This window comes from Nocardioides sp. 31GB23 (assembly GCF_040012395.1).
GTDB lineage: Bacteria > Actinomycetota > Actinomycetes > Propionibacteriales > Nocardioidaceae > Nocardioides > Nocardioides salarius.
Genome location: NZ_JBDYKJ010000096.1, coordinates 1 through 14,684 on the forward strand (window position 1 = coordinate 1; position 14,684 = coordinate 14,684).

The following is a 14,684-nucleotide window of genomic DNA, read 5'->3' on the forward strand; positions in this document are numbered from 1 at the left end:
TAGCCCGATGTCGTCGACGATGACGAGGTCGGCTCGCAGGATGCGGGCGATGGCCTTGGACACGGTGTCGTCGGCACAATGGGGGCGCAGCAGCACCCCGAGGGGTCAAGTCCCAGTTAGTGGTGTAGCGCTGCGTTCCTTCTCTCGGGTTCAGGCGGTGAGTGCGGGCAGGTCATCAGCTCCGATCTCGGGTTCGGTGGTAGGGACGACGTTGACGCGGCAGCGGGCGAGGACTTCGAGTCCGAGATAGCGGCGGCCCTCGGCCCATTCGTCGGTCTACTCGGCAGGACGGCGCCGACGAGGCGGACGATGGCCTCGCGGGTGGGGAAGATCCCGACGGCGTCGGTGCGACGGCGGATCTCGCGGTTGAGGCGTTCGGCGGGGTTGTTGGACCAGATCTGGGTCCATACGTCCTTGGGGAACTCGGTAAAGGCGAGGATGTCGGCGCGTGCGGCGTCGAGGTGGTTGTGGACCTCGGGGAGCTGCGCATCAGATCGGGGCTGGCTTCGGCGAGGGCTTCGCCGAGCAGGCGTCCAGGGTCGACAATGTGGGTGGCGGTCATCGTGATGACTCCATTCGAGAGTGCTGTGAGAGGTTCGCTCGAAGGATCACGCGGTGGCCGCTGCTTCGTCTGCCGCACACGCCGGCGACGATCTCGGCGACCGCGCTACACCACTATCGGGGACTCAACTCCCCGAAGGTCTTCAAGGGTGAACCAGGCGACCTTCAGCCCGGCCTCGACGGCCTGCTGACCGAGCGCCTCGAGCAGGGACGTCTTCCCGGTCCCCCATGGCCCGCACAGCACGAGGTTCTCGCGGCGGTGCACCCATTCCAGGTTTTAGCGCCTGCTGGGTCGGTGCTGCTGGCCGGCTGCTGGCCGTGCTGCCGGCCCAGGCGTGCCCACGCGCTGGTGCCCTGGGTGAGCGAGGAGTCTTCGCTGGCTCGGTGCACATCGCGCTCGCCGGCTGCTGCTCCTCGGGCGTGGTGGTCGAGGATCCAGGGCAGGTCGGCCTCGGCGAACCGGCCGTGCACGGCGGCGTGACCGAGTGCCCAGTCGACCTCGACGGGGTCGAACAGCTTGGCCAGGCTGAGTGCTTCGGCCAACTTGACCCGCATCTTGGTGGTGCCCGCGGCGGCGGCCTCGACCAGCCACAACCGGGCGCCCTCGCCCAGGTCGAGGAACTCTGATTCGGCGGTGTGCTTCGCGCGGGGTCGTCGGTCCAGGGGCCCGGACGGCTGAGCCGGGAAATGGTCATCGATCAGCTGTGGGCTGCCGGGAGTGGCCCGTCGGTGGCGCGCGACCTCGACCGGGCCAGCCTTGCCGACGTGGACGATCACACCTGCTCACGGTCACCGACGCCCTGGGCGCGCACCCACACCGTCGCCCCGAGCAGGGTGTGCGGGACCGAGTACTGCCCGGACTCGAACGTCACCATCGGCGTGTTACCCGGCACCACCCGAGTGGTCCCGAACGCGACCGTGTGCGATGCCGCCGCCACCGGGTGCAGCCGGGCCCGCTCCTCGGCGAGCATCTGGTCCGGCGCCCGCTTCGTCACCCGATGCGCCCGAGTGTTGACCTTGGCGCAGAACGCCACACACGCCGCCTCGAGCTCCGCGAAGCTCGTGTAGGCCTCACGCAGGTTGGTGTCCTTGGGACCGATGTCGGCCTTGCTGATCTTCACCGACGACTCCGTGCCGCCCTTGGACGCCGGATCGGCCGGCCCGCAGGTGTGGACCACCACCGAGTAGTGCTCGGCGAACGCGACCAGCTGCGGGTTGCGGTAGTGCCACGTCGAGCGGGACACCCCGACCAGGTCCAGCGCGGCGCGCTGAGAGAACCCGGCACCGATCAACGCCGTGACCAGCGCCGCGCTCACCTCGAGCACCGCCACGACCCCCTGGACCGGGGCTACTCCTGGGCCGGTGGCTGGGCGGCGGGAGGATCGGACTCGGAGCTCTTGCTGTCGCCGCTTGGATGCAGGATCTCGATAGCTTTTCCCAGCGCATCGACCGCCCGCCGCTGACGAGCCAGCTCCTCGTCACGTTCGGCGACCTCTTGCTCGTGGGCCACATCGCGTGCAGCCAACTGCTCGCGCAGCGCGGCGTTCTCCTCCAGCAGCCGTTTCAGCAAACGGGCCTCATCCACGCTCACCAGACCTCCCGACCTCGGCACCAGTCCATGCTCCAGGGTGTCGGCGAGGACCTGCATGCGCCAGCGCCTGAACCTGTCGACCTTGAGCCCGTGGGCCTGCAGGAAGGCCGCCTTACCGCCGTGCGGGACCTGCAGATACTCATAGACCAGCGCACGCTGCTCCTCGATGCTGTAAACGCCTTCGATGGGCAAGTCGATCAACTCCTAGACGGAGACGACTGACTCACAAGCAGAGTGACAGGTAGGAGCTCGCCGTAGTTCCTTGACCTCACGTTCGAGTTCGGCGATGCGCTGCGCCTCAACGCTGGTGACGCCGGGCCGGTGTCCCTCGTCGACCTCGGCCTGGAAGACCCAGCTGCGCAACGTCTCAGCGTTGATCCCCAGCTGATCACTCACGCGCCTGAGCGCGCCGGTCCTGGTCGCCGGATCACGCCGCAGATCGACCGCCATCCTGATCGACCGCTCCCAAACTCTTCCGGATACTTCCTCGGTGCTGTCATGACTCTCATCCTTCCGTGAAATGAGAGCCTCCATCAGACCCGGCACGCGACAGTGAGAGGTTCACACTCGAAGGATTCACCCTGCGGCCGCGCCTACGTTATAGGCACGCGCTCACTCAGGTCGTCGTACTCCACCCTGCTGGACTCCACTTGCGGCTATTGGGGCGGTACGACATCGTCGTCGCCGCTGGGCGCCCCGACGACGTTGGAGCGGGCCACGCCCCCAGCGAGGAGACGTTCGACGTCCGCTGCTGCGTAGTCCAGCTCAGTCAAGATCTCCCGGGTGTGCTCACCGAGCATTGGTGGCGGGGTGCCGAGGTGCCCAGGGGTGCCCGACATCTTGAGCGTCGGCGAAAGCTGCGGGATCGAGCCGACGCCGGGGTGCTCCACCGAGCTGACGATGCCGGCGGCCTTGACGTGCTCGTGCGAGAGCAGGGAGGGGAAGTCGAGCACGGGGCCGAACAGCACGTGCACGGCCCGGAACCGCTCCTCCCAGACCGCGGTCGGCTGGGTCCTGGTGATGGACTCGATGATCGGCACCAGGAGGTGCCGGTTGCCGACCCGCAACTTGTTGTCGGTGAACCGTGGGTCGTCGACCAGGTCAGGTCGACCTAGGGCATCGCAGAACTTGGGCCACGCCTCCCCCGCCCCCCAGACGCCGGCGACCATGTAGCCGTCCTTGGTCTCGAAGACGTTGTACGGAGCTACTGCGCTGTGCGCGCCGCCGAGCCGCTCGGGTTCCTCGCCGGTCGCCCAGTAGAGGGCGAGCCGGGTCGTCAGCGCGGCCATCAGCGCATGCAGCATCGAGACCTCGATGTACTGACCCTCACCGGTGCGCCCACGGGCGATCAGGCCGAGCAGCGAGCTCTGGATGACCTGCATTGCGCCGGCGTAGTCTGCGATCGGCACGCCTATGAGCACTGGCCCGCCGTCGATCTCACCCGTCACCGACATGACGCCCGACATCGCCTGCACGACCGGGTCGGTCGCGGGCCATGCCTCGAGCGGCCCGCGACCGAATCCCGACACCGAGATGTAGATGAGCCGCGGGTTGATGACCTTAAGGTCCTCGTAGCCCAGGCCCATGGACTCCGCCACGCCGGGACGGTAATTCTCGACGAAGATGTCGCTCTCTGCGGCGAGCCTGCGGACGATGTCGATCGCCTCCGGCTCTCGCAGGTTGAGCGCGATACTACGCTTTCCGCGGTTCCACATCAGGTAGAGCGCATTCTCAGTGCCGTGGTACGCGTGGCCGGTGCTGCGGCTGGGATCACCCGAGGCAGCCGACTCGACCTTCACGACGCTCGCGCCGTAGTCGGAGAGCATCGCGGTGCCGTAGGGCCCCGACATGTGCCGGGTCAGATCGAGGATTCGAACGCCGTCAAGCGCGCCTGGGATCATCATGACGTCTTCGTCCCTTCCTGTGGGTTTCCGAGCGCGGCCGCGCCCAGCATGTCGCGGGCGATCAGGTAGCGGTGGACCTCGCTGGCGCCCTCCACGATGCGCGAGATGCGCAGGTCTCGGAACCAGTGCTCCAGCACACCCTCCTTGGCGACGCCCATGCCGCCTAGGATCTGGATCGCGCGGTCTATGACCCGGAAACCCATCTCGGTGCCGTAGAGCTTCGCGATCGACGACGCCGTACGGGCATCCTCGCCCCGGTCGTCGGACCACGCGGCGTCCCACATGAGCCAGCGTGCCGCGTTGATCTCGACCCGGGAGTCCGCAAGGGGGAACTGCACACCCTGGCGCGAGGCCAGCAGCGCGCCGAAGGTCTCACGGTTCTTGGCCCACTCCGAAGCGATCTTGACCGCCTCCTCAGCCACGCCCACCGCCTGCGCCGCGTAGTGCAGACGACCGCGCACGAGCCACTGCTGGGCGAGCGCAAAGCCCTGCCCCTCCTCGCCGACCAGGTTCTCGGCCGGGATCTCGCAGTCTTCGAGAACGATCTCGGTCGTCCAGTGGTTGCGCAACACCGGGACCGACGTGACGTGCATGCCGGGCGTGCCGCCGTCGACGATGAACGCCGAGATGCCGGTGCGCCCGGGGCCGCCGGTGCGCGCATACACGATGCCGTAGTCGGCGTGGTCCGCGTTCGACGCCCACATCTTGCGACCGTTCAACACCCAGCCGGCTCCGGTACGGCGGGCGGTCGTACGGATCGAGCGTGCCGGGTCGGACCCGCCGGACGGCTCACTGATCGCGGCGAACGTCGTCCATCCCTTGTCGATCGTGGGTCGGACGTACTTCTCGATCTGCTCGGGGCTGCCCTTGTAGAGGACGTTCGGCGCGCCCTGCCCGAACACGCCCTGCCCCGGGTTGGGGAAGGCATAGCGGTGCTTCGTCATGTGCTCGACGACGACAGCCATCTCGAAGGTGCTCAACCCTCCACCGCCGAACTCCTCGGGCGCGTCGAGGCACCAGAAACCTGCCTTGCGAGCCTTCACCTGCAGGGCGGTGACCTGCTCCTGAGGGATCCCCCGCGCCTCGGGCGGCAGTGCCTGCTCGACAGGCACGATCTCGCGGGCCACAAAGTCCTGGATCGTGGCGGCGAGGGTCGCGAGCTCGGGGCTCACGAAGCGTCCTGGGTGGTTGGTCGTGATGGTCATGTGACGGACTCCGGTAAGGGGGCGGGGGTGCTGTCGGGCAGGAGGAAGGAGCGGCGCTCCGGGTCGGCGACGGCTGCCAGCGCCTTCCTGCGGCGGCCGAGTCCGACGCCGCGCAGATCCGCTACGCCGTGCTCAGTGACGACGTGGTCCACCATGCTCTGCTGGGTGCTGACCCACGACGAGTCGAGGGTCTTGACGATCCGTGACACGCGCTTGCGGCCGGCCGTGGACGGGAGGGCGATGATGCTGCGGCCCCCTGCGGACGCCTGGGCGCCCCGCATGAAGTCGGTGTGGCCTCCCAGTGCCGAGACGCGGCGTGCGCCGATGAGCTCGACGTTCACCTGACCGGCGACGTCGACCTGAATAGCCGAGTTGATCGCCACGAGGCCGTCGAGGGTCGCCAGCACCTCCGGACGCTGGATGCCCTCGATCTGACGCAGTTCGACGCGGGGGTCCTCGGCAACGAAGCGGTAAAGCTCGGCGCTGCCCATCGCGGCTCCGGTGACGATCACGGGGCGTTGGCCATCCGGTGGGGCAAGGGCCCCAGCACGCTCGAGGTCAAGAAGCCAGTCGCCGACCAGGGCGGAGTGCACCCGCAGGCCCCGGCGTGAGGTCAGGAGCTGGCCTATTGCGTTGACCGTCGATCCGAAGCCGAGCTGAAGCGTCGCTCCGTCGGGAACCAGACTGGCGACGCCGGCCGCGATTGCGAGGTCCAACTCGGTAGGGTCCCCGTGCGGCATTGATAGCACGGGCCGCGACACCGGGGTTGACAGCGTCAGGCGCTCCAGTGGCACGACGGCCGCACCCGGGTGGCGGGGCAACTGATCGTTGATCTCCGCGACGATGACCCGGGCCCCCGCCAGCGCGTCGACGGTGAAGTCCATTGAGATGCCCGTGGTGCAGTTGCCCAACTCATCGGGCGGGGTGACCTGCAGCAGCAAGACGTCCGCGGCGAGCGAGCCCTCACGGATCAGGCCGGGCAGGTCGGAGTAGTTGCACGGCACGACGTCGAGCAGACCTGCGGCGTCGACCGCGCCGAGCCCGGCCATGGCGCCGTACGACACCACCGACACTTGTCGTGCCAGGTCGACGTCGACCAGGCCGCTCAGGCTGAAACCGATGAACAGCTCGACGGCGGGTAGATTCGCGGCCTGCTCGCGCAGCGCCTGCACCAGGCCGAGTGGCTCGCAGACCCCCTGGGAGACCATGACGCGGTCGCCCTCACGGATAACCGAGGCGAGGTCCAGCGGTGAAGCAGTGACCTCAGGCACGGCCGAGCTCCCGCTCTGCGTCCTCGTCAGTTTCGTAAAGGCACATGGCGAGTCCCTTACGGGCGATGTCGACCACCAGCTCGTCGCGCTGGTTGTAGGAGCGGTGGACGAACGACACGATGCCGGTCATCGGCCGCGATTTGGAGCGGCGACGGTCGGTGATGATCGACTCGGCCCGCAGGGTGTCGCCGATGTAGACCGGTGTTGGGAACGTGATGCTGTCGATGCCCAGGTTGCCCAGCGACGTCCCCTCAACGGTGTCGGCGACGCTCATTCCCATCGTCAACCCGATGGTGAAGACACTTGTCACGAGCCGCTCGCCGTATATCGTGCCCTTGGCGAACTCCTCCGAGAGGTGCAGTGGCTGGGTGTTCATGCACAGCGAGGTGAAGAGCAAGTTGTCGGTGTCGGTCACGGTGCGCGACATGTTGTGGCGGATGATCTTGTCGATCTCGTACTGCTCGTAATAAAGGCCCGGCATGGGACGTCTCCTGGACTCTCAGTAGGAACGGGGCAGGCCGAGGACGTGCTCAGCGAGGTAGGACAGCACGAGCTCGTTGGCGATCGGCGTGATGCGCAGTAGCCGCACCTCGTGCCAGTACCGACCCACGTGGTACTCCGTCGCGTAGCCCATGCCACCGTGCACCTGGATGGCGCGATCGGCCGCGTTGAAGCCAGCGGTCGAACACAGCAGCTTCGCTGAGTTGGCCTCGCGCCCGGCCGGCAGTCCCTGGTCGAAGAGCCACGCGGCCTTGCGCATCACGAGCTCAGCGGCATCCAGGTCGGCCAGCGACTGCGCCAGGGGGAACTGCACACCCTGGTTCATGCCGATGGGCCGGTCGAACACGATCCGCTCATTGGCATAGTCGACCGCACGACGCAGCGCGGCACGGCCGATGCCGAGGCATTCCGCAGCGACCAGAACCCGCTCGCCGTTGAGCCCGTCGAGCAGGCACCGGAATCCACGACCCACCTCGCCCACGACGTCCTCATCGGCGACGAACAGGTCATCGATGAACAGCATGTTCGAGTCGACCGCGTGACGGCCGATTTTCGAGATCTCTTGGGCCGTGACGTGGTCCTTGTCGTTCTCGGCGAAGAACAAAGTCATTCCGTCAGTCGGCTTCGTGCAATCCTCGCGCGGCGTTGTGCGGGCGATGATCAACAGCCGCTCGGCGCCCTGGGCGCCGGAGATCCACATCTTCTGGCCGTTGATGAGCCAGCCACCGTCGACCTTGCGAGCCGTGGTGCTGAGGCGTGACATGTCAGTGCCTGCGGTCGGCTCAGTGACGGCGAACGAGACACGCAACCTGCCCTCGGCGGCACGGGGCAAGAAGCGCTGCTTCAAACTCTCAGATCCGTGGTGGACGATCGGCAGGAGGCCGAACACCGGCATGTGCACCGTGCTACAGGCGCTCAGGCCGCCGCCCGAGGCGGCGATGGTCTCCATCATGATGGCGGCCTCGGTGACGCCGAGCCCGCCCCCGCCATACTCCTCTGGGAGCGCAAGGCCGAGGAAGCCGGCGTCGGCGAACGTTTCCAGGAAGTCCTGGGGGAACTCGTGCAACCGATCCTTCTCTGCCCAGTACTCATCGGGGTACTTGGCGCAGTGAGAAGCAATGGCTTCGCGGAGCTCCTTGTGGTCCTGCGTGACTGTGAAGTCCATCTCATCTCCTCTATACTGCGAACTATGCGCAGGTTAACTCAATAGGGGTGACGGACGCCACCCCTGGGCGACATCTGCGACAGGCCCGCAGATCTTTTGGCGATGATCGGACCGGGCGGCCGTAACTGGATCGGCCTCCTGCGAGACCCGATGTTCGGACCGCTCGTCGTCAGCAACAAGATCCAGACCCTGCCCGATCGAACCGACGTCCTCGAGCACAGCCTGCGCTACAACCGCGGGCTCGACCAGCTGGACTCAACCTCTACCGCTCGGCCTCCCATCCGAACGGCCCCGATTGCCGCGGTGGCCAGCCGAAGTCACCCCAGGAGTTCCTCGACGGCTTCTTGCTCCAGTAGCCGCAGCGCGAGGTCACCCAGCACTTCTGACCAACAGCATTCGTCTAGGCTGACGGCGATAACGTGCGCGGGGAGACGTACTCCTTCGCAGTCGTGGAGGTGTACGGCGACGAGGCGGTGCCGCTGCAAGGCGGCGACCGTCTCGAGTGGGGCGACAACGTTCGGCGGATCGCGGTCGAACTGGTCGTACGCGGATTGGCACGCCGCCGCTGGATGTCGCGAATCCACCTGTCTTGGCCCGCACGAACTGGGGTCGTCGCTCAACTGAGGACCCGTCGTACCAGCGCCCACTCGTCGCGCGCTCCTCCCTCGCACCTACCGACGAGGTTCATTGAGCGACGCTCGCAAACTATGCGCATGTTACTGTCCTGAGCATGCTTAACGCTCCGCTCGCCGGACTCCGGGTCGTCGACTTTGGTCTTCTGCTTCCTTCGCCCTTCGTCAGCCGTCTGCTCGCGGACCTCGGTGCGGACGTCATCAGCGTCCACCCGCCTTCTGGTGATCCCGGCTACCAGCTGCTGCCCGGCATCGCGCCACACCTACACCGCGGCAAGCGCGCGGTCCGTCTCGACCTGAAGACCCCCGGCGGCCTCGACACCGCGCTCGGCATCCTCGCGACTGCGGACATCGTGCTCGAGGGCTTCCGTCCCGGTGTCGCTGATCGACTCGGCATCGGCTTCCAGGCGGTTTCAGCGCGTCGTCCCGGCGTCGTCTACTGCTCGATCTCGGGCTACGGGCAGAGCGGCCCCAAGCGGACCATGCCGGCGCACGATGCCAACATCGAGGCGTCCGGGGGCGTGTTCGCGGGATCCCTCGCTGTTGGCGACACCCCGCCCACCCCCTACCTCCCGGTCGCCGATCTGAGTGCGTCGATGTTCGCTGCGCTCTCGATCGTCTCCGCCATTCTGGGTGGGGTCCGCTCCTCGGGCGAACCGGAGTCGGTCCTCCTCGACGTCTCGATGGAGGAGTCGGTCATGCAGTTTGCGCTGCCACGCTGGGGTCGCTGCCTGACCGACGCCGTGGAGCCGGTCGCAGAGGACCTTGTCGCGTACTCAGCCGGAGCCGGTGTGTTCGCGACGTCGGACGGCCGTCACGTGGCGATTGCCGCGATCGAGACGCCGTTCTGGTCTGCGCTATGCCATGGCATCGGCCGTGCCGACCTCGCGTCGGCGCCGTACGACACCCATGCCGGTCGCAGCGCCGAGCGCGCCGAGCTGCGCACCCTTGTTGCCGAGGCGATCGCTGGTCGTACGGCCGCAGCGCTTATCGACGAGCTCGAGCCGCTCGGCGTACCGATCACGCTCGTGCGCACCGTCGCCGAGGTCGCTGCCGACGAGCACCTGCGAGCACGCGGCGCGATCCTGCCTGCTCCGGAAGGCCTCCGGGTCGCACATCCGGTCGTCTGGTCGGGCACCCGGCCCGCTAGCTCCGACACCGACCCCGACCACGTCCGCGACCTCGCGAACATCCTGGCCGAGCTTTCCACGGCCCCGATCGGAGCAACCTAATGACCGAGGGACCCACGAGCGGCTTCGTCGACGTCGACGGACTGCGGCTGCACCACCTCGAGTGGAGCCCCGACGGACCTGATCCCGTCGTGCTGGTGCACGGCATCAACGTGCAGGCTCACACGTGGGACCCCATCGCTGCCGAGCTCGCGAAGACCCGACGGGTCGTCGCGGTCGACCTGCGCGGCCATGGCGAGAGCGGGTGGACTCTCGAGGGGTACGGCATCGACTCCTTCGTCCACGACCTCAGCGCCGTGCTCGACTCCCTGGGCATTGAGACGGTCGACCTCGTGGGGCACTCCCTGGGCGGTCGCGTCACGATAGCGTTCGCTGGCGAGCACCCCGGGCGCGTGACCCGCATGGCGCTGTCCGACACAGGACCCGAGGTGGCTCGCGGCGGCGGCGAGTTCTCGCGCGACATCGTGTCGTCGACCCAGGACGTGCGCGGCTTCCGCGACCGCGCCCAGGCACGTGCCCACTACGCGAAGCTGCACCCCGAGTGGCAGCCCGTCTTCCTCGACCTCCACGCTGAGCACCAGCTCCGCCAGAACTGGGCGGGCAAGCTCGTGTTCCGCTCCGATCCGGAGCTGTTCTGGCTGACCGGGTCGGCTGGTCGCCGCGAGAACCCGTACCTGTGGGAGATGTGCACTCGCGTCACCGCGCCGGTCCTCGTCATGCGGGGCACCCGCAGCCCGTTCCTGGACGACGACATCGCCGGGCGCATGATCGACGCCTTCCCCCGCGCCGAGCTGTGCCGCATCGAGGCCGGCCACTACATCCCTCGCGAGGTGCCCGACGAGTTCACCGCGGCACTCCTCGCGTTCCTCCAAACACCCCTTCCCTGAACCCGAGAGGCCACCATGACCATCGAACCCCGCCCGCTTCGCATCGTCGACTTCTCGACCCACCTGTCAGGGCCACTCGCCTCGCACTTGCTCACCGAACTCGGGGCTGACGTCGTCAAGGTCGAGAACCCGCGCACCGGTGACGGCAACCGCGGCAACGTCCCCCTGATCCGTGGCTCCGGCATGATGCACGTCGCTCTCAACGCTGGCGCCCGCAGCCTCGCGGTCGACCGACGGGCCGACGACTGGGACCAGACAATCGCTGCCTGCGCCTCGTGGGCCGATGCCGTGCTGGTCGGCGCTCGCCCGAAGGACGCTCGCAAGCGCGGCATGGACTTCGAGACCATGATCAAGGCCAATCCCGAGCTCATCTACGTCTCGCTGTCGGGCTTCGGCGACCAGGGACCGTGGAAGGACTACACAGCGCACGGTCAGACGATCGACGCGCTCGCGGGTCTCGTGCCCGTCGCGGACGGGGAGCTGCAGCCCACGACCCGGTCGGGCTGGCGAACCGCCGGCACCAGCCTAGGCGGCGTCTTCGCCGCGCTGGGTGTCCTGGCCGCCGCCCGTCGCCGCGACCAGGGCCTCGGTGAGCCGCAGTACCTTAGCGTCTCGCTGTGGGGTGCCGCGATGTGGTGGAACTGGCGCGACCTGACGATGCTCGCGAACACCGGTGAGCCGTGGTTCGACTACAGCGACATCGGCTCGCGCTACAGCCTCTACTACACCCGGGACCGTCGGGTGATGCTGTGTGCGCCCACCGAGCGACGCTTCTGGCTGTCGTTCTGCGACATCCTCGGTCTGCCCGAAAGCTGGAAGGAACGCGGCGACTGGTCAGGTTCGATGGAGAACGGTGAGGGCCCGGAGTTCGCTAACGAACGTGCCGGCATCGCCGCTGCCATGGCGACCAAGGACCTTGACGACTGGGTGCCGCTGCTCGAGGCGGCTGAAATCCCGTTCGCCCCGGTGCTCGGCATCGGTGACGCGCTCGCCAGCCAGCACTCCGTCGAGAACGGCGTCATGCGTCCCACCACCCTCGCTGGCGAACCGGCCCAGATCCCTGCCATACCGATCAAGTTCGGCTCCGCGCCGGAGGACCAGATCCTCTCCCACCTGTCGGCTCCGCCGTCGATCGGCGAGCACACCGACGAGATGCGCCGCGAACTCGGCTTGGGTGGCGGCGCATGAGCGGACAGGTGCGGGTCGAGGTGGAGGACGGCGTGGCCGTCATGACCCTTGACGCCCCCGAGCGCCGCAACGCGTTGACCGTCGACATGGCGCTCGACCTCATCGCGGCGTGCGAGAAGGTCGATGCCGACCCCGCCATCGGTGCGGTCGTCGTGACCGGGGCCGGCTCCTACTTCTGCGCAGGCGGCGAACGAGCGACGCTCTCAACTGCGGGCGAGCGGCCGGCCGATGCGGAGATGTTCGAGGCGATGGGCCACATCTACCAGTCTTTTAAGCGCGTCGGCGAGCTGCTCCCACCCACGGTCGCGGCCATCCGCGGCGGCGCGGTGGGCGCCGGGATGAACCTCGCCCTTGCCACCGACATCCGCATCGTCGCCGATGACGCCCGTCTCATGTCGGGCTTCCTCGCGATCCAGCTGCACCCAGGTGGTGGCCACGGCACGCTCCTGGCCCGCACTGGGGCGCGCGAGGTCGGCAACGCGATGTCACTATTTGGCCAATCGGTTCTCGGCAGCCGCGCGGCCGAGCTCGGCCTCGCGTGGGAGTCCGTGCCCGCCGACCAGGTGGAGGCCCATGCGATCGAGCTCGCCAGGCAGCCCGCCGCCGATCCAGAGTTGGCCCGACGTACGGCGCGGTCCATGCGCCTCCAGTCCCTCAGCGACGATGCGGCGTGGAACCGGGGGCTGGAGCTGGAGCGCGCTACGCAGATGTGGTCGATGCGGCGCCGACACCTTGCGGCCGATCTCTGAAGAGCTTGCGCACCAACGGCATCGTCGATTTGCGCAAGCGGACGGCCCTCTTCAAAGGTCCCCAACCCGCACCCTGACGAGACACCTAAGCGCGACCGACGACACCCCGCCCCGAAGGCCGTCCACACCGCGCGACCGCCGTCCATACGCCGCGCGACTGGTCAATGACGCACGGCCGGCTGGCGCCCGCGGGGGTCAGCGCGCGGGACGGCGCCAAGCTCTCCCAATACGTCACGGCAAGGGGCCTGAAGTCGCGACCGTCTCTCACCGAGGCCGCGATGCTCGTGGAGTTCGACGTCGGGCGCGCGAGCCCGCGCGAGGGACCTGCATTCGGTAGGCATGCGGGCTTATCAACATCAGCAGGCGCTCGGGGGTGGGCGCGTGGCGAGCGCCATCCATCTCGAGGACCTCGCCCGGACGCTGCTGTTCTACTTCCAGAGCACGGGCGTGACCGTCCGCGAGGTCGTCCAGGCCCGTATTGTCACCGATCCCCCGCCCGCTCCCTCGCCGCTCAGAGGTATGACGAGGCTCAGATGGTCAAGCTTGCGCGACATTATGACCCGCGACCAGCCGCGTCGACCGGCCGGACTGCACCTCACTGACCAACAAGCTTCGCTATACCGCCGGCGGGCTGACCGAGAATCGCGACTTGGACCTGCTGGGCAGGTCACTCAGCACACTTTACCACCTACTTCTTCGGCAAGACGGTCCTGCCGCCCGAGGGACACGCGAACAACGGTGACGTGCACCGTCGCATCGGGCGAGGCGATCCTGTCCGTGGACGGCCCGCTGGCCGAGCGGCCTAGCTGTGATGCCCAGCCAGGTTGTCCAACCTGGTGATGGGGGCTGCCTTGCCGATTGCTGAGTGGGGCCGGTGGTGGTTGTACTCGTGGATCCATCCTGGCAGAGCCGCGAGGCGGGCTGACTCGGAGTTGTAGAACTTCTTGAACGCCCATCCCTCGGCCAGGGTTCGGTGGAAGCGTTCGATCTTCCCGTTCGTCTGGGGTCGGTAGGGCCGGGTCTTCTTAGGTGTGATGTCCAGGTCGGTGCAGGTGTCGCGCCACAGGTGCGATCGGTAGCAGCTGCCGTTGTCGGACAGGACGCGCTGGACGGTGACGCCACGCTCAGCGAACCACGCAGTCGCGTTGCGCAACACCAGCGTGGCGGTTTCCTTGGTCTCGTCGTCGTGGGCTTCGACGTAGGCGACGCGGGAGTGGTCGTCGATGACGGTGTGCAGGTAGCAGGTCCCGATCAGTGGCTGGCGGTGCTTGTTCCTCTCGCCGGTGCGCGCCGCGGTTGCGGAGCGGTTCTTGTCGCCCTGTTGCTTGCCCACGTAGCGCCAGCCGCCGCCGTCGGGGACCTTGCCTAGTTTCTTGACGTCGACGTGGATCAGGTCCCCGGGCTTCTCGTGCTCGTAGCGGCGGATCGGTTCACCGGTGGCCCGGTCGATGTGGGTGAGCCGGTTGATCCGGCACCGGACCAGGACTGCGTGCACGGTCGATGCCGGCATGCCCAGCTTGTCGCCGATCGCGATGGGACCGAGGCGCTGCTTCCAGCGCAGGTGCACGATCTTGCGCACCACCGGGGCCGGGGTCCGGTTCGGTTGGTGCCGTGGGGCCGAGGACCGGTCGTGCATGCCGTCGGGGCCCTCGGCTCGGTATCGCTCGGCCCACTTCTTCGCAGTTCGCCAGGAGACGTCGTAGCGCTCGGCCGCGCGAGCTGGCGGCCAACCGTGCTCGACGACCAGGCGTGCGAGTCGGAGCCGGGCGCGAGGGGTCAGGGCTGCATTGGAGTGGGTAGCGTGGGACACGAAGGCCTCCTTGGTGGCGGAGCGGTTTCT

At 67.8% G+C, this 14,684-nt stretch carries 12 protein-coding genes and 2 pseudogenes; 4 read left to right on the forward strand and 10 right to left on the reverse strand.

What is annotated here, in order from left to right:
* Positions 1-150: 150 nt before the first annotated feature.
* From ABKW28_RS21165 to ABKW28_RS21205, 9 genes and pseudogenes are all read right to left on the reverse strand, one after another.
* Positions 151-485, reverse strand: a pseudogene (locus ABKW28_RS21165) (transposase); the annotation flags it as partial.
* Positions 486-667: 182 nt separating this feature from the next.
* Entirely contained in the window at positions 668-826 is a 159-nt protein-coding gene (locus tag ABKW28_RS21170) for an ATP-binding protein (RefSeq protein WP_348613044.1), read from the reverse strand.
* 62 nt (positions 827-888) lie between these two features.
* Positions 889-1,766, reverse strand: a pseudogene (locus ABKW28_RS21175) (IS21 family transposase); the annotation flags it as partial.
* 143 nt (positions 1,767-1,909) lie between these two features.
* On the reverse strand, positions 1,910-2,344 hold the full coding sequence (locus ABKW28_RS21180) for a hypothetical protein (protein WP_348613046.1): 435 nt from the start codon (positions 2,342-2,344) through the stop codon (positions 1,910-1,912).
* Positions 2,345-2,808: 464 nt separating this feature from the next.
* Positions 2,809-4,056 carry a CaiB/BaiF CoA-transferase family protein gene (locus ABKW28_RS21185; protein WP_348613048.1) on the reverse strand — a complete coding sequence of 416 codons (1,248 nt, stop codon included), beginning with the start codon at positions 4,054-4,056 and terminating at the stop codon, positions 2,809-2,811.
* Positions 4,053-5,228: an acyl-CoA dehydrogenase family protein gene (locus ABKW28_RS21190; RefSeq protein ID WP_348613050.1), complete on the reverse strand. Its 1,176-nt coding sequence runs from the start codon at positions 5,226-5,228 to the stop codon at positions 4,053-4,055. The genes ABKW28_RS21185 and ABKW28_RS21190 overlap by 4 nt, the downstream gene beginning before the upstream one ends.
* Positions 5,229-5,257: 29 nt before the next feature.
* On the reverse strand, positions 5,258-6,532 hold the full coding sequence (locus ABKW28_RS21195) for an acetyl-CoA hydrolase/transferase C-terminal domain-containing protein (RefSeq protein WP_348613052.1): 1,275 nt from the start codon (positions 6,530-6,532) through the stop codon (positions 5,258-5,260).
* Positions 6,525-7,013, reverse strand: a complete 489-nt coding sequence (locus ABKW28_RS21200) for a MaoC family dehydratase (RefSeq protein WP_348613054.1) — start codon at positions 7,011-7,013, stop codon at positions 6,525-6,527. The genes ABKW28_RS21195 and ABKW28_RS21200 overlap by 8 nt, the downstream gene beginning before the upstream one ends.
* An 18-nt stretch (positions 7,014-7,031) precedes the next feature.
* On the reverse strand, positions 7,032-8,198 hold the full coding sequence (locus tag ABKW28_RS21205; RefSeq protein ID WP_348613056.1) for an acyl-CoA dehydrogenase family protein: 1,167 nt from the start codon (positions 8,196-8,198) through the stop codon (positions 7,032-7,034).
* A gap of 730 nt (positions 8,199-8,928) precedes the next feature.
* On the opposite strand from ABKW28_RS21205, the gene ABKW28_RS21210 reads away from it, so the two are divergent.
* The 4 genes from ABKW28_RS21210 to ABKW28_RS21225 are packed head-to-tail and all read left to right on the forward strand — an operon-like array spanning position 8,929 to position 12,844.
* Positions 8,929-10,062, forward strand: a complete 1,134-nt coding sequence (locus tag ABKW28_RS21210; protein ID WP_348613058.1) for a CoA transferase — start codon at positions 8,929-8,931, stop codon at positions 10,060-10,062.
* Positions 10,062-10,907, forward strand: coding sequence for an alpha/beta hydrolase (locus ABKW28_RS21215; RefSeq protein WP_348613060.1), 846 nt, complete (start codon positions 10,062-10,064; stop codon positions 10,905-10,907). Before ABKW28_RS21210 ends, ABKW28_RS21215 begins: the two co-directional genes overlap by 1 nt.
* A gap of 15 nt (positions 10,908-10,922) precedes the next feature.
* A complete protein-coding gene (locus ABKW28_RS21220) occupies positions 10,923-12,095 on the forward strand; it encodes a CoA transferase (RefSeq protein WP_348613062.1) in 1,173 nt (390 codons plus the stop codon).
* Positions 12,092-12,844: an enoyl-CoA hydratase-related protein gene (locus ABKW28_RS21225; protein ID WP_348613064.1), complete on the forward strand. Its 753-nt coding sequence runs from the start codon at positions 12,092-12,094 to the stop codon at positions 12,842-12,844. Before ABKW28_RS21220 ends, ABKW28_RS21225 begins: the two co-directional genes overlap by 4 nt.
* A gap of 802 nt (positions 12,845-13,646) precedes the next feature.
* Here ABKW28_RS21225 and ABKW28_RS21230 read toward each other — a convergent pair.
* A complete protein-coding gene (locus ABKW28_RS21230; protein ID WP_348613066.1) occupies positions 13,647-14,654 on the reverse strand; it encodes an IS481 family transposase in 1,008 nt (335 codons plus the stop codon).
* Positions 14,655-14,684 lie beyond the last annotated feature (30 nt).